The sequence below is a fragment of the Bifidobacterium sp. B4079 genome (assembly GCF_026537385.1).
Classification (GTDB): Bacteria; Actinomycetota; Actinomycetes; order Actinomycetales; family Bifidobacteriaceae; genus Bombiscardovia; species Bombiscardovia asteroides_I.
Genome location: NZ_JAFNMH010000005.1, coordinates 1 through 19,449, shown reverse-complemented (window position 1 = coordinate 19,449; position 19,449 = coordinate 1). Strand labels below are relative to the sequence as shown.

General features: G+C 57.8%; 14 protein-coding genes and 1 pseudogene. 12 read left to right on the top strand and 3 right to left on the bottom strand.

From position 1 onward, the window contains the following. Positions 1–165 precede the first annotated feature (165 nt). The 11 genes and pseudogenes from J3T95_RS08610 to J3T95_RS08560 form a co-directional block, all read left to right on the top strand. Positions 166–816: pseudogene (locus J3T95_RS08610) on the top strand (ECF transporter S component); the annotation flags it as partial. 146 nt (positions 817–962) lie between these two features. Beyond that, positions 963–1,781, top strand: coding sequence for an energy-coupling factor transporter transmembrane component T (locus J3T95_RS08605; protein WP_220236499.1), 819 nt, complete (start codon positions 963–965; stop codon positions 1,779–1,781). Continuing rightward, positions 1,778–2,626, top strand: coding sequence for an energy-coupling factor ABC transporter ATP-binding protein (locus tag J3T95_RS08600; protein ID WP_220236498.1), 849 nt, complete (start codon positions 1,778–1,780; stop codon positions 2,624–2,626). Before J3T95_RS08605 ends, J3T95_RS08600 begins: the two co-directional genes overlap by 4 nt. Continuing rightward, positions 2,623–3,441: an energy-coupling factor ABC transporter ATP-binding protein gene (locus J3T95_RS08595; protein WP_267451119.1), complete on the top strand. Its 819-nt coding sequence runs from the start codon at positions 2,623–2,625 to the stop codon at positions 3,439–3,441. The genes J3T95_RS08600 and J3T95_RS08595 overlap by 4 nt, the downstream gene beginning before the upstream one ends. Positions 3,442–3,475: 34 nt before the next feature. Then, positions 3,476–4,399, top strand: a complete 924-nt coding sequence (locus tag J3T95_RS08590) for a nucleoside hydrolase (protein ID WP_267451118.1) — start codon at positions 3,476–3,478, stop codon at positions 4,397–4,399. A 40-nt stretch (positions 4,400–4,439) separates the two neighbouring features. Further along, positions 4,440–5,888: an MFS transporter gene (locus tag J3T95_RS08585; RefSeq protein WP_267451117.1), complete on the top strand. Its 1,449-nt coding sequence runs from the start codon at positions 4,440–4,442 to the stop codon at positions 5,886–5,888. A 594-nt stretch (positions 5,889–6,482) separates the two neighbouring features. Continuing rightward, entirely contained in the window at positions 6,483–7,178 is a 696-nt protein-coding gene (locus J3T95_RS08580; RefSeq protein WP_198219579.1) for a lantibiotic protection ABC transporter ATP-binding protein, read from the top strand. Continuing rightward, positions 7,175–8,026 carry a hypothetical protein gene (locus J3T95_RS08575; protein WP_267451116.1) on the top strand — a complete coding sequence of 284 codons (852 nt, stop codon included), beginning with the start codon at positions 7,175–7,177 and terminating at the stop codon, positions 8,024–8,026. Before J3T95_RS08580 ends, J3T95_RS08575 begins: the two co-directional genes overlap by 4 nt. 1 nt (position 8,027) lies before the next feature. Beyond that, on the top strand, positions 8,028–8,897 hold the full coding sequence (locus J3T95_RS08570; protein WP_267451115.1) for an ABC transporter permease: 870 nt from the start codon (positions 8,028–8,030) through the stop codon (positions 8,895–8,897). Positions 8,898–8,973: 76 nt separating this feature from the next. Continuing rightward, positions 8,974–9,705 (top strand): response regulator transcription factor, encoded by a 732-nt coding sequence (locus J3T95_RS08565; RefSeq protein ID WP_267430989.1) that lies wholly within the window; start codon positions 8,974–8,976, stop codon positions 9,703–9,705. Next, positions 9,693–11,201, top strand: coding sequence for a sensor histidine kinase (locus J3T95_RS08560; protein ID WP_267451114.1), 1,509 nt, complete (start codon positions 9,693–9,695; stop codon positions 11,199–11,201). The genes J3T95_RS08565 and J3T95_RS08560 overlap by 13 nt, the downstream gene beginning before the upstream one ends. A 313-nt stretch (positions 11,202–11,514) precedes the next feature. On the opposite strand, the gene J3T95_RS08555 is transcribed toward J3T95_RS08560, so the two are convergent. Further along, complete coding sequence (locus tag J3T95_RS08555) at positions 11,515–12,183, bottom strand: RloB family protein (protein WP_220236490.1); 669 nt, start codon at positions 12,181–12,183, stop codon at positions 11,515–11,517. 17 nt (positions 12,184–12,200) lie between these two features. Then, entirely contained in the window at positions 12,201–13,511 is a 1,311-nt protein-coding gene (locus J3T95_RS08550) for an AAA family ATPase (protein ID WP_220236489.1), read from the bottom strand. Positions 13,512–14,703: 1,192 nt separating this feature from the next. On the opposite strand from J3T95_RS08550, the gene J3T95_RS08545 reads away from it, so the two are divergent. After that, positions 14,704–17,742, top strand: coding sequence for a cation-translocating P-type ATPase (locus tag J3T95_RS08545; RefSeq protein WP_416378757.1), 3,039 nt, complete (start codon positions 14,704–14,706; stop codon positions 17,740–17,742). A gap of 503 nt (positions 17,743–18,245) precedes the next feature. Here the strand turns inward: J3T95_RS08545 and J3T95_RS08540 are convergent. Next, positions 18,246–19,449, bottom strand: a 1,204-nt coding sequence (locus tag J3T95_RS08540) for an RCC1 domain-containing protein (RefSeq protein WP_416378756.1), incomplete at its 5' end; no start/stop codon positions are given.

The window sequence follows — 19,449 nt, the reverse complement described above, 5'->3', positions numbered from 1 at the left end:
ATCGTCGTTAGAGGTTTCGCATTTGACACCCTATGCAGCTATTGATAGTCTCTGTTAATGAAAGTTGTTTACTAAAGTGGTTTCTCAAAGCGGTGATGCGGATCTGGTTGTGAGCGACGGCCATCTGCAGAAATCGACATTCAAGGACCAAAGGCGGTACGGATTATGAGCATGCGTTCGGTGTGGAGAGGAATCACTGCTCAGTTCTCGACAAAATCCTTGGTGCTGATACCCATAGCTGTGGGCATCAACCTCATCGGCGGGACCCTGAGCTCTACCCTCAAACTGCCGCTTTTCCTGGACATGATCGGCACCACGGTCATCGCCTGCCTGTCCGGTCCTTGGGTGGCTGCCCTGTGCGGGCTGCTGACCAATGTCTTCCTCGCTCTGGTGGCTAACCCGGTCTATCTGCCCTATGCGCTCTCCAGCGTTCTGTGCGGCCTGGTGATCGGATACATGGTCAAGGCCGGACTGTTCAAACGGATTTGGGGTGTCGTCCTGGTCTGGCTGGCCTGCGCTCTGGTCAACACGGTGACCGCTTCTCTGATCACCGTACTTGTCTACGGGGGCGCCACCGGAGTTAACGGCACTTCGATCCTCACGGCTGCTCTGGTGGTGGCTGTGAAGAACATCGTCATCTCTGTGCTCTCCTCCTCCATGCTGGAGAATCTGATCGACAAGGGAATCACTGTTCTGATCGCTTATGTGATCGTGCGTCGAATCCCCAAGCGCTTCCTGAGCCAGTACGCTTTGGACGGCAGCGATGACCAGGCCGATCTGGACGATTTGGACGACCTGGATGAGGATGAAGACGAGGATGGGCACGAAGCGGCTGGAGCGTCCAGCCAGGAGAGTTCAGCGCAGCTGGGGAAGGTCGACGAGGCTGCGGAATCCGATCGGGACTCATTGACAGGTGACCCAGCGGACTTGGACAGTGATCGTAACCAAAGGTCTGAACGCTGATGCCTGGCCCCTCATCGAATGGGATTCCTGATTCCCCGCTTGCTCGTATGCATCCCATGGCTAAGATCGCCGGCGTGTGCTCCTTGGGCCTGGCGACCTTGGTCTGGCCGGACTTTACCCTTGGCCTGGGGATCATCGTCATGCTCTTTATCGCAGCTGTTCTGGCTCGGGTGCTTCGGCCCTTCTCCGGCGTTATGCTCGGGTTCGGCATCCCCGTTACGCTCATGCTGCTGTTCATCCAGGGGTGCTACAGCCCGAGGAACACCAGGGTCATTCTTGACCTGGGATTCGCAGAACTGGGCCTTGAAGGCAGCCTATATGCGGCCAAAATCGTAGTAACCCTTCTGGTTTTCCTGGGGTCCTTCTACCTGACCAATAAAACTACATACATGGGTCGCCTGGTTGCGGCTCTGACACAGATCGGCGTGCCATCGAAAATCGGTTATTTGATCCTGGCTAGCCTGAATGTGGTTCCGCAGATGCAGCGTAGGATTGCTGTCATCGAGCAGTCTCAGCATGCACGTGGTCTGGAGACTGGCGGCGGCTTGATTTCCCGGGCGCGGGCCTTCCTGCCCCTGCTTGGACCGGTGGTTCTTTCCTCCCTGACGGATTCGCAAGAGCGCGGGATGACCCTGGAGACCCGGGGATTCGGCATCCGAGGGGTGCGGCAGACCAGCTATCTTCAGGTGGTTTGGCGGCGCAGCGACACCGTGGCGACCATCCTGTTCACTGTTTTCCTGGTGCTGGCTCTGGTGCTCGGCTGCCTCGCACGCACCGGCCTGATCGCCGTGGCCATTCAATGGGGAGGTCGGGCATGACTGAGGTCATACGAGTGAATGACTTCTCCTTCAGATACCGAGACGCCGATCGAACCACGTTGAAGCGGGTGAGCTTCAGCGTGAAGCAGAGCAGCTTCTTCTGCATCGTCGGAGCCAACGGATCAGGAAAGTCGACCCTATGCAACGCCCTGGTCGGTCTGATTCCGCACTATTTCGTAGGCAAATCCAAGGGAAGCGTCCGGATTGAAGACAGGGACGTAGCCACTTCAACCATTGCCGACCTGTCCAGACATGTGGGCTTGGTTTTTCAGAACCCCTTCAATCAGCTCTCTTATACAGCCGGGACCGTGGCCGAGGAGCTGGCCTTCGGACTGGGCAATCATGGGGTTTCACGTGAAACTATGCATGCCAAGGTGGCTCGGGTAGCGGCTCTTATGCATATCGAGGATCTGCTCGACAAGGAACCTCTGGAGCTTTCCGGCGGACAGGTGCAGCGGGTGGCCCTTGGTTCGACCTTGATCATGGAGCCGGACATCCTGGTTCTGGACGAATGCACGGCCCAGCTGGACCCGTTAGGCAGCGAGGAAATCTTCGACATTGTCAAGCGGCTCAACCAGGAAGGGATCACTGTAGTCATGGTTGATCACGATATGGAGCGGGTCGCCAGATGCGCCGACCAGGTCATGGTCCTGGGGGCAGGCCGGGTCCGAGCCCTGGGCACACCCGAAGAGGTCTTTACCGATCCCGAGGCCAAGAAGTGGGGGATTGACATTCCGGATTATGTCAAGCTCGGCAGGGGTCTGGAGGAGGCAGGATTTGATCTGTCAGGTCTGCCCATACGCGAGGACCAGACAGTTCGCGCGATTCGGGAGGCGCTGCGTTGAGAATAGACCTGCAGCATCTGGAGTACGTCTACCCGCACGGCCACCGTGCCTTGGACGGAGTGGACCTGACCTTCGAAGGCGACCGACCCGTGGCGCTGATCGGTCAGAACGGCGCCGGCAAGACCACCCTGGCCAAGCATCTGAACGGCATCCTTAGACCGACCAGTGGTCGGATCTTGATTGACGGTATCGATCTGGCTGCGGCGGACACGGCCCAGTGGGCCCGGAAGGTGGGATACGTCTTCCAGAATCCCGATGATCAGCTTTTTCTGGACAGTGTGCGGAAGGAATTCGCGTTCGGTCCCCGGCAGCTTGGGTTTGGTCAGGATCTGATAGGGCGACGTATGGAGCAGGTGGCTGGGTTGGTGGGCCTGGCGGACCGGCTGGACGATCATCCTTTCGATTTGAGTCCCACCGAGAAGAAGTTCTGTGCCATCGGCTCCGTCCTCATGATGGATACGGGTGCTGTGGTCTTCGACGAGCCCACATGCGGGCAGGACAAGGCTGGCAATGAACGGCTGGCTGCCATCATCGCCCGCCTGAGGGACCAAGGCAAGCTCTGCATCACGATTTCCCATGACATGAAGTTCGTCACCCGCAATTTCCCCAGGGTTGTGCTTATGCAGCATGGCCGGGTCCTGCTGGACGGCAGCCGCGAGGAGGTTTTCGACCGGGAAGATGTGCTCAAGCAGGCCTATGTGACGCCTCCGCCCATCACCCGGGTGGCTCGGCAGGTCGGCTTGGACGGCACGGTCTTCACGGTCTCCGCCTTTGTCGATGCAGTCCGGCGGGTCAAAGCGAGGGCAGGAATTTGAGTTTGGATACGGCACGAGCAAAAGGAGTGAACTGATGGCTAAGCCTTTGATTATTGATACGGATCCTGGCATTGATGATGCTGCGGCGATTACGATGCTGGTGGACGAGCCCGCTTTTGACATCAGGCTTATTGCATCGGTGTCGGGCAATGTGGGCATCGGGCATACGACCAGCAATGCTTTGAAGCTGTTGACTTTTCTGGGCAGGAGGATTCCTGTTGCCCGTGGCGCGGCGGCCCCGCTCATGCGTGACAACCGCTTCGCCACCGAGGCGCATGGCAAGTCGGGGATGGGGTCTTTCGTGTTTCCTGAGCCGGATGCCAGCCTGCTGACCGCCAATAATGCGGTCTTGGAGGAGCGGCGGGTGCTTCTGGAGAGCGATGAGCCGGTCACTATTCTGACATTGGGTCCTCTGACCAATATCGCCCTGCTGCTGGCTGCCTTCCCGGAGGTCAAGGGCAACATCGACCGGATCGTCATGATGGGAGGCTCAACGGAGCGCGGCAATATCGGGGTCTATGGTGAGTTCAACATCTCCGTTGATCCTGAGGCTGCCAAGATGGTCTTCCGCAGCGGCCTGCCCATCGTCATGGTCGGATTGGATATCGGCCGCAAGGCCCATCTGGTCGCCGGAGACCTGGATGATCTGGATGCAGCCGGTGAAGTGGGCGGCATGGTCGCCTCCCTCTTCCGCTCCTATGACGGCGGCCATATCGAGGAGGGGGTCAAGATGTACGATCCCTCGGCTGCCATGGTCCTGCTCCAGCCCGACCTGTTCGCCATGCGCGAGGCTTTTGTGGATGTCGAGATCTCCAGTCCTCTCACCTTGGGCGCCACGGTGGTCGATTACGACGGCATCCTGGGCGGCAAGCCCAACACCAGCGTGTGCGTGGGCGTGGATGTGGAAGGATTCCGCTCCGCCTTTGTCGACAGGGTCGGCCGGGTCCAGCGCCAGTAGCTTCCGCATTGAGAAGAACCGAAAGGAAATTAAAGGAAAAATGAGTGAGTCAACTGTCTCCGAGGAGCAGAGGAACGGCATTCCCGTTCCAGAGGAGGGTACGCCGGAGTTCGCGAAAATGAACAAGATGGCACGCATCGCCATTCCGGTGGTGCTGGTCATCTTCACCTTGGGCGTGCTCCAGCAGCAGGCCTTCGGGATGATCTACGTGAACATCGGCAAGCAGCTCAACCAGGCGAATCTGGCGCCCCTGATCACCTCCCTGCCGGGCATCGTCCTGGGCATCGTCTGCGTCATCTACGGCTCGCTGGGTGATTTCGTCTCCCTGAAGAAGATGATGATCCTGGGCACGGTCGTCTTCGTGCTGGGTTCGATTCTGGGGTGCTTCGGCACCTTCAGCATCTGGATCGTCATCGCGGCCCGCGTGGTGCAGTCGGCCGGCTGGCAGGTTTCCGGCTCCATCTTCCTGGTCCTGGTCTCCAAGTATGTGGAGAAGAAGAAGCGTGTGCTTTGGTACGGCGTCTTCGTCGCGGTCTTCCGCTTCGCCGCCGCCCTTGGCGTTTTTCTGGCCGGATACATGACCCTGCTTGACTGGCGCTGGCTTTTCGGCGTGGGTATCGTGGCCGTCTTCTTCATCCCCGTCCTGGCCAAGAACCTGCCCGACCAGCATGCCGCCGGCGCGCGCATCGACGGAGTCGGCTTCACCCTGATCGGACTGTTCGCCGCTTCGGTGACCATGTTCTTCACCGATATGAACTGGGGCTGGGGCATCGCCTGCGTCGTGACCCTTGCTGCATTCGTGGCGTACATCAACAAGGCCAGGAACCCCTTCATCACTCCCAAGATGCTGACCAACCCGGCCTTCGCCTTGACCATGACCGTCATCTTCGTCGGCTACTTCTTCAGCTACACCCTGAACGCGGGCGTGAACGCCATTGGTCTGAACGTGTACGGCATCGATTCCTCCAAGGTCTCCAACCTGCTGGTCTGGTCCATCATCCTGGCTGGCATCATGGGATTCGCTGCCGGGCCGGTCATCCAGAAGATCGGGCGCAAGGCTTCCGTGATCCTGGCTCTGGCCTGCATGGGCGGCGGCCTGATCGCCATCGCCTTCCTGATCCCTGCTGGCAAGATCTGGGCCCTGGCCGTGGCGCCCTGCATCTACTACTTCGGCACCTCTTTCTTCTACCAGCCCATCGTCGACACCGCGACTTTGACTGTGGAGCCCGAGGAGTCCGGACGCGTATTGGGATTCAATGATCTTCTGCAGGCCATCACCGGCTCCATCGGCGTTTCGCTCTTCGGCCAGCTGATGGCCAACGGTTCCATGGGTTCGGGCAGCCTGGCCGGCACCAAGGCCGGTCTGGCCTCCACCTACGCCAACGTCTTCATGATCGGCGGCGTGATCATCCTCGCTGGCATGGTGCTCTTCATCTGCTCCATGAAGATGATCTACAGCCACTCCCGCGTGGCTGAGGACGAGGACTGACCTTCCGAACTGCTGATTAAAAGAACCGGACCCAGGATTTGCCCCTGAGCCCGGTTCCTGCCCATAAGGGTGCGGGCAGAATTCTGCTGGGCGTATCTTCCGCAACCCAGTCGGCGGTGGCACAATCTACGGCCTAAAAGTACCCGAATCCGACGTGAACGAGGCAAGGGAAGGAGCGGGTCAGCCATGGCCATATCCAGGTTGGGCAGGCAGATGGATACGAACATTGTGATTTGCCTATTGTGAATCCAGGCCATGAGCGGACTTGTCAATGTGGCTGAAGTCAGCACTCATGTCAAGATGGAAGTGGGAACTGTCCCGCGTATATAACTTAACTCATTGACCGCTTTCCACATGGACTTGTGCGGTTCTGCACTCGTTGGCTCTCCCTGGCATTAGGCATTCCTTGCGTTCCAAATGCTCCTGTGTGTGCGATATCAAATATGCGAATCAATCAGTCTGGCAAAGCTGGCCGGGATAGAATGACCGCATTGACTTAGTGGTGGCGCGACAATCTGTTCCGCCGCCTTTATCTTTCTTTATTTTCGGTCTTTAGTCTGGCTCCTGCCATACGGAAACGGAGAGGAGCCGATCATGCATTACATATTACGGACCGAGGGGCTGACCAAGGTCTTCGGCCATGGGCAGCGGGCCGTCGACCAAGTGTCCCTGCATGTACCCGAGGGCGGAGTCTACGGGCTTCTGGGCCCCAATGGGGCTGGCAAATCCACCACTCTGAAGATGGTCACAGGCATGCTGCGCCCTAGCGGCGGGTCCATGATCCTGGATGGACACCCTTGGTCGCGCCGGGACCTTTACGACATCGGCGCTCTGATTGAGCAGCCGCCCGTCTACCCCAACCTGACGGCCCGCCAGAACCTCAAGGTGCGCACCACCCTGTTTGGCCTGCCTGATGAGCGGATCGACCAGGCGCTCTCCATTGCCGGACTTGTCGATACGGGCTCCAAGAAGGCTGGGCAGTTCTCCCTGGGCATGAAGCAGCGCCTGGGGATAGCCAACGCCATCCTGACCAAACCTCGGCTGCTGATCCTGGACGAGCCCACCAACGGGCTGGATCCGCTGGGCATCGAGGAGCTGAGAGGGATGATCCGCAGTTTCCCCCAGCAGGGGATGAGCGTGATCGTCTCCAGCCATATCCTCTCCGAGGTGTCGGTCCTGGCGGATCACATCGGCATCATCGCCGACGGCCGCCTGGCCTACGAGAATGAGCTGCATGCCGGGGAGGACCTGGAGGGGCTGTTCATGGATGTGCTCAGGAGGTCGCGATGAGCAGCAGGAACCTCGAAGAATTGACCCAAGATAATATGGCTGCATCAGGCGACCAGATCGGGACGCGGGTCAGGGCCGGAGGCATCCCCTTCGGCAGGATCCTGGCAGCAGAGATCATGAAAGGTCGGTCGGCCGCGCCGAGGCGTATGGCCCTGGCCTTTCCTCTGGTGCTCATTATCATCATGGCTGTCCTCGTGTTCGGACTGCATGTCTGGTCGCCCTCTTCGGTCAACTACTGGTATGTCCTGCTTCTCCCAGCCATGGCTGCCCTGATGAGCGCCGCCGTGGCCAGCATCGACGCAAGACAGCAGTGGAGGACGACCCTGGCCCTGCCCGCCGCGCCCATTCTGGTTTGGTGGGCCAAGATCGTCTACTGCCTGTTCCTGGTCGGCGTCGCCACCCTGCTGGCTCTGGGCCTGCCGGCGTTCATGGTCGCCATCTCTGGAGTCGAGGGGCCCTCTCCGGCTGATTTTGTCATCAGCGCCCTGATGCTGGTCCTGGCCTGCTCCTGGATGATACCGGCGGGATTGGCGCTGACCGCCAGATTCGGCATCCTGATCGGATTCGGCCTGCCTTATATGGCGGACCTGCTGGTCTCGACAACCTTCTGGGGAAACCAACGGCTATGGCCCTTCCTGCCGCCCTCCGCCATGATCAGCCTGCCAGTGCCTTTCATGAGGGTCATGCCCGATGGCGTGCCCCTGAAAATCGAGAGCAGTAGTCCGATCAAGACCGCACTGTCCGTCTTCGGCGGTCAGAGCCTGACGGCGCTGGCGGTCTGTCTGGTCTGGTTCCTGCTCCTGTCCCTTCTGACGGGAATCTGGTTCTCGCATAAGGAGGCCGACTGACATGACCGTGCACTACAGACGCGCCGCCAGACAGACCGTTCCGACCAGGCAACCCAGGACAACCATCTGCCGGGCCATAGTCTCGGAGGCCGGACGGCTGCGCGGATCAGCGCTCATCCCCATCCACGCCGTCTGCGGGCTGGCGGCCGGGATCGCCTGCGGCGCCTACTTCGCTGCAGCCCCTTACGACCCCGGGTTCGGGACCGATGCCTTCTTCCAGATTCTGGGTGCCTTCATGCCCCTGATGGTCGCCATCATCGTCGCCTTGAACATCGAAACCGAGCGCGAGGCTGGCGACATGGCCAACCTCCTGGGGATTCCCAGCCGCCGCCTGGGCCTGACAGCCAAGATCATGGTGCTCTGGATCTTGGGCCTGCTGGCTCTGGTCCTGGCGGCCCTGGCCTTTCGCCTGCCCATGGCTCTGGCAGGCCGGGCGGGGACGCCGGTCTCCGCCCTCGCGCTCGCCATCCTGGGCATTGCCGGGGGTTCCCTCTGCCTCTACCTCTTGGCCATAGCCCTGGCCATGCGTTTCGGCAGGAACCTGACCATTGCCGTCGGGGTCGTCGGCACGGGGACCGCCATCGGCTCCCTGGGAGGCCTGCTCAACGGCCTGTACAGTCACACCCTGGCCGGGGCCGGCCCCACTGGGGTCAGCCGGTGGATCCCCTTCACCTGGCCCGCCCGCTTCGGCTCCCTGGGCATTGAGCAGGCCTTGGCCCTGACCATGCCGGGAGGGGACGGCCTACGGGTCTCCATCGGCGTAACTGCCTTGGATAATCTGGTTCCCTGCCTGGACTTTACCTTGGCCTTGGCCGTGGCGCTCATGCTGTGGATCGGCTGGTTCGAAGACCGGCACAAGTCCAGCGATTAGACTGGGCTGAGAAACGCCTGACAGGCATGTATGCCGGCTGAGCCGGGGGAGGCCAAGCGCAGAGAAGGAGCCGATCATGGTTGACACGCAGGCCGACCTTTCCCATGGGGGCGATCGGCATCCGGCCACCATCCTGGTGGTGGACGACGATCCCAGGATCACTGCGCTGCTGATGGCGGCCCTGTCCAAGGACGGCCACGCGGTGACCGTGGTCAACGATTCCCGAAAGGTTACGAAGATGGATCTGTCCTCGGTCGACCTGATCCTGTGCGATGTCATGATGCCTCACATGGACGGCTTCGCCCTCCTGGCCTCCATCAGGGACCGGGCGTCCTGCCCGATCATCTTCCTGACGGCCAAGACCGACGAGGACAGCGCTGTGCTGGCCTATGGCCTAGGTGCCGACGATTACATACGCAAGCCCTTCGGCGTAGCCGAACTCCGCGCCAAGGTCAGGGCGCGGCTGTCCCAGGGCAGCCGGTCTAGACGTCCACTTCTGCGTTTCGGCTCCTTGGACATGGATCTTCAGACGCGTCAAATCAGAGTGAATGGGCACAAAGCCAATCTGACGGATGCGGAATACCGCATATGCGCCCTCTTGGCCCAACATCCTGGGCGGGCATATACGCCTCCGCAGATATGGGAGGCCTGCCTGGCCACGGCGGACGACCCGGCCGCCAATAGTCCAAACGGCGATGCCACTGCAGCGGTCAGGGTGCACCTGAGCAATGTCCGGCGCAAGTTCAAAGCCCTGGGAGCGGATCCCATCAGAACCATCTGGTCGGTGGGGTACCAGTGGGCGGCCTGACCGGCGGCGGGCCCGGATCGCCACAGAGGCGGAGCAGCGAGGGGAAGGGTGCGTCCGGCCGCAAAGGGATCCCCATTGTTCTGCTGATTATCAGATACTTTCTTTATGTGCTCCTAGCACTGGTCCTGCTCTTCGTCGGCATCGACGCGGTCTGGACGGGTCTGGGCGCTAGGGGCGACTTCCTTTGGGCCAACTACGGCGAACGGCACCTGGAGGAGATGGGGCGCACCATCAGCAGTTTGGCCACTGTGGACGACGCCATGATTCCCGCAGCCTACTGGTATCGGACCTATGACCATCGAGGACGTCCCTTGGGGGGCGACATGGGCCCTGGCATGGCCGCTGATGCGGACCTGCTGGCGGCCGATCATCCTGAGCGCGGAGCATCCACGCTGGTGGAGGAGCAGGGAAGGAAGACCGGCCAGCCGCTGGGCACCCGCGTGGGCAAGGAAGCGACGTATGCCATCTATGCCACGGCTGATGGAAGCCGGTGCGTTCTGGCTTATCAGATCATGCCGCAGTGGGTTTCGAAGCAGGCACGTGACCGGTACCCCAACCCTCAGGACTTCCTGCTGGCGGCATTTGCGGCGGCCCTGCCGATTACTCTGCTGGCGGTCGGGCTGAGGGCAGCTCATGTCATATCGTCCAAGCTCAAGGTTTTCAACCAGGTGGCTGCCGATATAGGGCGCCAGGATCTGGAGGTCGGGCTGCCCCGCACCAACATCCTGGAGATCAACCGGGTGCTGGACTCCTTCGACCGGATGCGCGTCACGCTCAGGAAGTCCCTGGAGGCGACCTGGACGGCACAGGAGGCCCAGCGGCGGCAGGTGGCAGCCCTGGCTCACGATTTGAAAACGCCTTTGACCGTCATGCGAGGCAATGCAGAACTGTTAAGCGAGACCGAGCTCAGCCAGGAGCAGCAGACCTACCTGGGTTACATCGAGGGTGCCATCCATGAAATGGCTGACTATGCCCAGGCCATCAGCCAGGGCTCCATGGGTGCGGCCTCCGGACGATCTGGGGTCGCCACAGCTGTTCTGAGGGATATGGTCGACAATCAAGCCCAAGGCTATGTGAAGGCCCGGGGGTTGCGGCTTGAGAGCGATGGCCGTCTGGATTCCGCCGCCGGTCACATTTCCGGTGATGCCGCTGACCTTGTCCGAGCGATCATGAACATCGTTGCGAACGCGGCTGACTACTCGCCGGACCATGGCCTAGTGACGTTGACCTGGAGGCTGGAGGGTGGTCAGGAGGGCAGGCGAGCCTTAGTGGTGACCGTGCGTGACCGGGGTCCAGGTTTCAGCAGCCGGGCTCTGGCCCATGCCACAGAATGGCTCTATCAGGCTGACAGCAGTCGGCACGGCTCCAGCGGTCACCATGGCATCGGCCTGGCTGCAGCGCGGTCGACTGTGGAAAGTGCAGGAGGCCGCTTAATCCTGGCCAATGCAGCCAGTGGCGATGGCGCAGCAGTCACCGTATCTTTGCCAGTGCAGTGAATTCAGCGGAGCTGATACCGGTCACAGCAAACTCGGTGTCCAGTTAAGAATTGCGCAGTGGTAAAGATTAGGAAATAGTGTTAGTCGTGGGCCAATAATTATGAAAACATCAATTATTTAGTAATTATTTAAGCAATCTATTACTAATAGCTTGCCGTTTTTTAGCCCTCTTGCTTGAAGTGGGTGCGCTCGCCATAGCACTTTCCGAATAATCTAGTGTAAGTACTCTTATACATATTATTCTAACGAAAAACCTTTAATAATAGTATGCATAATAATTTAAAATCTATAATGGTCCTAGTGCTTGCGACAGTTATAGGATAGGGCAGATGGAAGAATTCCCATGCCAGTCTTTCCATGCAGATATCAGGTATTCAATTAACAAGTCGATATCAGTAGATGGTCTATTGTTCGGGAAATAACATCTATGCTGCTTATGCGCTTTTCTGGCGTTCTGGGATCTAGAGCGAGCATCGTTGCAACTATGTGGAGGTAGTGTTGTGAAATCTATGTCCATGCCTTTTTTATAATTTGGCCACACTTTTTGTAATTCTTTTAACGTCTCCTTTTGGTCGCATGAAGGGTTCATGTAATCAAGGAAATGCCACACCAGCCATAGTTCAAATGCTGGATTTGACAGCGCAACGTGGACGCGATTTTTCTTTGCAAGGTGTTTGGCTTTTCTAACCTGTTCCGTTCTACCGTCCCAATCGAATACTGCCCAAACCTCGTCGTAGTAGCCTTCATCCACGCCTTTATGTAGGTCCCCTCTATTTGCCTTTATTGCTTCTTCTACGACTTCACTTGGATCTGATTTATCAGAATAAGGTTTTATCTGGATGCCAGATGTTCGTAATTCAGTATTTAAATATCGAAAATAAGCACGCTCCGTTTGTCCTTCACACGCTACAAAGATACGCGACGCCGGTTTCCGTTTTCTGCTTCTTCTTGTAGAGTCGAATCTCCTCTTCCTGGCCTGCATAGTTGAATTATCGCTTATTACGCAAAGGTAGGCAAATCGTCGATCAGGGGTACAGCTCCAAAGCGCCCACCAATATACATTTTTTCTGTATTTGCATCTCGTCTCGGATCAAAGTCAGTCAGCGGGTATAGGCTGGTAGCTCCGTTGGCATCTTTCTCAGTAAACCATATTTGATCCCTGTCTAATGCGTATCCTAGTCCGCCGAAATTTCCAAGTAGACTTATATCGTGAGTCGTAAATAAAATTTGAGCGTTGTTCGGATTGGATCGTTTAGACTGAAAGATATATACGAGCTGGCGCATTAAGGCAGGATGCAAGTCAGACAATTCGTCTATCCAGAAAGGCAATCCCTTTTTTAGGCAGGTGTATAAGCCTCCTGCGAGGTCCCACAAACTTAAAGTTCCAGCAGACTCATAATGCCAATCCAGGCGGACGGATTTAGATTGTTCGCCGTAATGATATAAGGCCGGATGCCTGTTCATCCTAAGCAGTTTATTTATTGTTGCATCATCTTGTTGCTTGTTGTCGCTCTCATTCATCATCTTATATAATTTTACTAATTCTTTTGGTGGATTTGTTGTTGGTGGTATTATTTCGATATTGCCGATGCCTAAATCAGATTTTTTTATTAGTTGTAATACCCATTTTTGGAATTCCTTATCGTTCTCAAATAGAGCAACGCTCAGACTAGGCGTATCGATGGCCTTGACCTGGCTATCTTCTGGTGGTACAAACCATTCATACGCATCTAAAATATCTTTATTATTCTCTTGAGCTGCTTTAGAAAGGAAGAGTGAATTTGGCCTTGTACTATCGACTATATGTTTTTTTGCTCCATGCATATACGACGAAGTTTTGATTATGTCGCGCTGTCCTTTCTCTGTTTGTCTGGAAAAGATTGTCTGAATTGATCTTCGTTTTCCAGCAGGATTTATTCGTAATAGCTCCTCGTTGGACACGTTGCCTTTGCGGTTAATTTCGAATCTATAACTATATTCTGATTTAGCTGTTGTAAATACGATTTCAGTCCGAAAAGGCTCTGACCTTGTTTGCTCTGATAAAGCGAAGAACGGGACGCGAATAGGCTGCCCAACAGGCCTTAGAGCGGATGTCGAAACTAGTTTTTTGACGAAAGAAAGAGCATGGAGGAAAGTAGATTTTCCTGATGCATTCGCGCCGTATATCACTGCAACTGGGGAAATATCATTACCGGCTAGTTCGTCATCAATTACAATACGACTTTCCATGCCGCTTTGATATCGCCTTAAAGAAAGGATTTGCTTTTCCTTAATTGAGCCATAATTTGCTACGCTGAAGCTGATTAACATAAGTTCTGGCGCCTTCCCTTATTTTTTTCATGCTAGCACAATAATGAAAAGTAAAGCGATTTTTCGCGAGAAACAGTGTTGTGTAGATTATATTAATGATACTGGCTCTTCCTAAATGTTTGCTTCTCCCAGCAGGAAGCATTTGTAATATAGAAATATATATATATAAATATATCTTAACTGATGTTAGACATTCTGAGTATATAAGCTCGATAAGTTCTAAGTTCGTAAGTGATTAGAAAACAATACTAACAAATTAAAACTTGTGAATCTTATTGGAAAGAGATATTTGCTAATAAATGAGATAATGAATAAACTGCGCGACAGTTTGTCATAATACCGAGTCTTTTAAGTTTTGCTCTCGCTATATCTAATTACACATGGGGAAGCCTAATATTATAGCTTTGCAAAAAAGTGGACATTATAATCTTACTATACGAAATACAGACTCTAGTTAAACTGGTCTGCACCATGCTTCTGACGGGGTGCTATGCAAAAAGTGCTTATAGACCCCTTATTTCAGTAAGGGCTTGGAGTGTTTGTATTTAGGTTTCCACGCGTGGTGCAGGTATTGCGTTGGGTAGCATATCATCAAGTCAGCAACGAGGCTAAACAAACAATGTTTCTAGGGTCACCTTACACAATTGTGCATTGTTGCATGTGTGAAAGTTCAGCTTATATATGCAAGACAATTTAAGCTGTTCGGGTTTGGTAAAAAGAAGTCTGTGGTTCGGCAAGGAGTAGGCGGCCTTATTCGCTTACTGTTTATTCCGTCTGACTATATATTGAATTATACTTATGAAAATGCTCTGAAGCATAGCCGACAGTTCGTGCCCATGTTGCGCAATAAGTAGATTTACCGTAGTTAATTTAGCCTGCAAGCCCACGTCCGATAGACTTGTTTTTGTACAGATATCATCGTCGCGTAATGCGATTGCTTTGCCTTGGGACGAAGGCCTTGACGGCTTCGGCCGTGTTTATGTACACTATAAATTCAACTTGGCAAGCATCCACGCAACGTTTTGGTCTGGCCGTTTCTGATTTCTTTTAACGGGCCTTCGAAGCGTTGACTACTCCGTGGCATAAGCAGGAGAGTGGCATGACTGGGTTGACCAGCGACCCCAAGCATGAGCAATCGACAGATACCGGCGTGATCCCGACTGCAGGGCAGGGCCATGAGCAGAGGCGTAGCGTGAATGGCCCCGTCCTCAAGGACTCTTCTATAGTAGGTGTCGATCAGGTTGCCCTTGCCCTGAATGTGGACCCCGACCGGGGCCTGGATGAGGCCGAGGCGGCGCGTCGGCTGGACAGGTTCGGTCCTAATGAGCTGGCTGGAGCGCCTCCCGTTCCTGGATGGAGGAAGTTCCTTCAACAGTTCAAGGACCCCTTGGTCTATCTGCTTCTGGCAGCCACGGCCATTTCGTTGGTGGCCTGGGTGGTGGAACGCTCACATCCGGCATCAGGAGGCGGGGAGCCCCTGCCCTTTGATGCCATCGTCATCATGATCATCCTCATCCTTAATGCCGCCCTGGGGTACGCTCAGGAGGCTAAGGCCGAGCGGGCTGTGGATGCTCTGGCGAGCATGACGGCCCCGCACGCCTCGGTGCTGCGAGGCGGCCGGGTGGTCAGCCTGGAGACCAGCAGGATCGTGCCTGGTGATGTAGTAGTCCTGGCTGAAGGCGATTCGGTCGGCGCCGACGGAAGACTGTTCCAGGCCGCGGGTCTGCGCGTGGCCGAGGCATCGCTGACCGGCGAGTCGCTGCCGGTGGGCAAGCGGCCCGGTCGGCTTGACCAGCCCAAGGCTCTGGGTGACAGAACCAACATGGTCTTCAACGGCACCGCAGTGACCCAGGGGAACGGGCGCATGATCGTCACCTCTACTGGTATGGACACCCAGGTCGGGAAGATCGCCGACATGCTGGCTGATACCCAGGAGGAACCCACGCCCCTACAGAAGGAGATGGCCCGCGTCTCCAAGTTCCTCGGACTGGCCGTCTGCTTGATTGCCGCCCTGGTTTTGGCTGCTTTGGCCCTGATGGAAGGCTTTCAGACAACCCAGGATCTGATTGATTCCCTGCTCATGGCCGTATCCCTGGCCGTAGCTGCTGTGCCGGAGGGGCTGACGGCCATCCTGACTGTGGTTCTCGCCCTGGGCGTGCAGCGCATGGCCAAGCATCATGCCATCGTCAAGAAGCTCAGCTCGGTGGAGACCCTGGGATCGGCATCAGTCATCTGCTCCGACAAGACAGGGACTCTTACACGCAATGAAATGACCGTTGAACGGGTGGTCGTCCCCTCGGGGCAGGTCAGGCTCACTGGCACCGGGTACGCTCCGGAGGGAACCATGCAGCCGGTCGAGGCCAGTGGGTCAGATGATCAACAACTGACAGATACCATTGGTTCATCTCTGGCTGAGGCAGTGGAAGAGACCCTGATGGTCGGGGCCATCGCCAACGACGGAGACCTGCATTGGCAGCCGGTCGAGGCCGAACCTGATTCCCAGGCCCAGTCTGGATCCGGGCAGGGTCACTGGCAGAGCGTCGGCGATCCCACGGAGGTCTCTCTGATTGTCGCCGCTCGCAAAGTCGGCGCTGATGCCAAGGCTGACGGCTACCGTCGTTTGGTTGAGATTCCTTTCACGTCCGAGCGCAAGCTCATGTCGGTCCTGGCCGCTCCGCGTGACGGCAGCGAAGGGCAATCGCGCCTCTTCTGCAAGGGTGCTCCCGATGTGCTGCTCGGCCGGTGCGACCGGATTCTCGAAGACGGCCAGGTCAGGCCTATGACTAGCGCTGACCGGGAGAGGATACTCGCCCAGGTCAGCCATCTGTCCGGCGATGCCTACAGGACTCTAGGACAGGCTTTCCGGCCTGTATCCGGTCAGGAACTGTCGTCCCTGACCGAAGATGACGAGGGGGAGAGGCCGTCAAGCACGATTGGGACAGGCCAGACGGACCGTTTGTCTAAGGAGACTCAGCATGCTTCCGCAGTTCTCCTGTCTGCGGACAAGGTATTCCAGGAGAGCGCCCATTTGGAAAGCGATTTGATCTGGGCGGGCATGGTCGGCATCATCGATCCGCCTCGGACTGAGGTCCGCCAGGCTGTGGCTCAGGCTCACAGTGCCGGCATCAGAACGATCATGATCACTGGCGACCATCCACTCACTGCGGCCAGGATCGCGGGTGACCTGGGCATCACCGAACCCGGCGGCCCCGCCTGCACCGGCGAGCAGCTGGATGCCATGGATGCGGACCAGCTTCGGGAGATCACCTCCAAGGTCTCCGTCTACGCTCGCGTGGCCCCCGAGCACAAGCTGAAGATCGTCGAATCGCTTCAGGACCAGGACAAGGTCGTGGCCATGACCGGCGACGGCGTCAACGACGCCCCTGCTGTAAAGGCTGCGGACATCGGCGTGGCCATGGGCATCACCGGGACCGAGGTCACCAAGGAGTCGGCCAAGATGATTCTGGCGGACGACAATTTCGCCACCATCGTCCAGGCTGTACGAGAGGGCCGGGGCATATTCGACAACATCCGCAAGTTCCTGCGCTACCTGCTCAGCTCCAACATGGGCGAGGTTTTCACGGTCTTCGGGGGCGTGGTTTTTGCGGGTCTTCTGGGCATATCGCAGCCCGGTGTGGCGGGCGTGACCGTGCCGCTCCTGGCCACTCAGCTGCTCTGGATCAACCTTCTGACCGATGCGGCTCCCGCCCTGGCCATGGGAGTGGACCCGCAGAGCGACGATCTGATGGGCCGTCCGCCCCGGTCCATCGACGACCGGGTGATTGACCGGAACATGTGGGTCGACATCGTCTATATCGGCCTGGTCATGGCCTTGGTGACCCTGATTGGCATGGACATGCATTTGAGTGGCGGTCTCTTCACTGACAGGTCGGTCCAGGCGATCGGCCATGAGGCGCAGATGCGTGAGGCGCGGACCATGGGCTTCACGATCCTGGTCTTCGCCCAGCTGTTCAACGCGCTGGCCTCACGCTCATCCCGGAGATCGGCTTTCCTGGGCCTGTTCGGCAATCTCTGGCTCTGGGGCGCCATCGGCGTCTCCATCCTTTTGCAGATGGCTGTGGTCTATCTGCCTTTCCTGGGCGAGGCCTTCGGGACTGTCCCCCTCCGGCCCCAGGCCTGGCTGGAATGCATCGTGCTGGCCTCTCTGGTCCTGGTCGCCTCTGAGCTGCGCAAACTGGCCATGTGGGCAGTCAGACGACTGCGGGCGTGACCCTTTCACCCTCCCGGTTCCCTGTGTAGTGCTGCCGATCGGGGGGGGGGTAATCCGCTTTGACGCTATACGGCTGTTGGTACGCTCGATACCAGCCTAGGAAGGCCGCCCAGGCCGATTGCCTTGACTGCTTTGTGACGAAAGTGCCCTCCCCTCAGGCAGAGGAGAGCCTCTACGCTGCTCAGTGCTGCTGCATCTGCGCTGTCGACGGTTTTGGCGCCCCTGCAGTCGCCAAGGTCTTGCATATCGAATCATTCAGGAGCGATGGGTGCTATTTGACTCAAACTGTGGTTTGTCGGAAATCTTATCTTGAAGCCTAGGTATGCATCTTGGTGGCATTGATTGTGTTTGTTGTGTGGTTGTTTGCTGGCGGTGTGTGGTTGGTCCGACTGGGGTCTGGTTGTGGTTTGTAGGGTTGGTGGGTGTGGTGGCGGCTCCGTCGTGTTGGGGGTGGCGGGGCCGCCTGTTGGCCTGGGTCCTGTTGGGGGTGTGGCCCGGGCTGCTTACTCGTGTGAAGTGTGTGTTTGGGTTTGTTGTCGTCGGTTTTTGGCGGCTGCGGCGGCTCCTGCGGCGAGCAGTCCTGTGGCGAGCAGGAGGAGCATGCCGTTTCCTCCGGTCAGGGGCAGGCTGGCGATGGACAGGTACCGGTAGGTGTTGCTTGTGTCGGTTTGCTGCTGTCTGCCGTCCTGGGTCCAGTCGATGGCTGCGGGGACGGGGCCTGGCGTGTAGGCGGGCGTGGTGGCGTTCCAGGTGCCGTCGGGGTTGGGCGTCAGGTTTTTGCCGGCGGCGGAGCAGACGCCTCGCCACCGGGTTTGGTCGAAGCAGATGCTGGTGGCTTGTGGTTTTCCGGGGAAGCCGACCGGTCCTGGCCGGCTGGCCGGCCAGGCGTTGGAGGGTTCGCGCCCCAGCTGGCCGTAGTAGTTGCTTCCCCAGGTGTAGAGGTTGCCGTCGGAGCCTAATGCTGCGGAATGGTTGAAGCCCAGGCTGGCCTGCGTCCAGGTGAACCCGTCGGGAGCGCCTGCGGGCCTGCCGACCAGGACTGGCCTGTTCTGGCTGGTGGTGGTGCCGTCGCCCAGCTGGCCGTCGCCGTTGCTTCCCCAAATGCAGAGGCTGCCGTCGGATCCGATCGCCGCGGAATACCACCTGCCTAGGCTGGCCTGTGTCCAGGTGAACCCGTCTGGCGCGCCTTGGGGCTTGCCGACCAGGGTCGGCGTGCGCTTGTCGACCTGGGTGCCGTCGCCCAGCTGGCCGTAGTAGTTGCTTCCCCAGGTGTAGAGGTTGCCGTCGGAGCCGAATGCTGCGGAATGGTTGAAGCCCAGGCTGGCCTGCGTCCAGGCGAACCCGTCGGAAGCGCCTGCGGGCTTCTGGATCAGGGTTGGCGTGCTCTGGCTGCTGGTGGTGCCGTCGCCCAGCTGGCCGTTGAAGTTGTACCCCCAGGTGTACAGGTTGCCGTCGGATCCGATGGCCGCGGAATGCTGGTCGCCCAGGCTGGCCTGCTTCCAGGTGAATCCGTCGGGAGCGCCTGCGGGCTTGCCGACCTTGACTGGCGTGCTCCGGCTGGTGGTGGTGGTGCTGCCGTCGCCCAGCTGGCCGCTGCTGTTGCTTCCCCAGGTGTAGAGGCTGCCGTCGGATCCGATGGCAGCGGAATGAAAGCCGCCTAGGCTGACCTGTGTCCAGGTGAACCCTGCTGGCGCGCCTTGGGGCTTG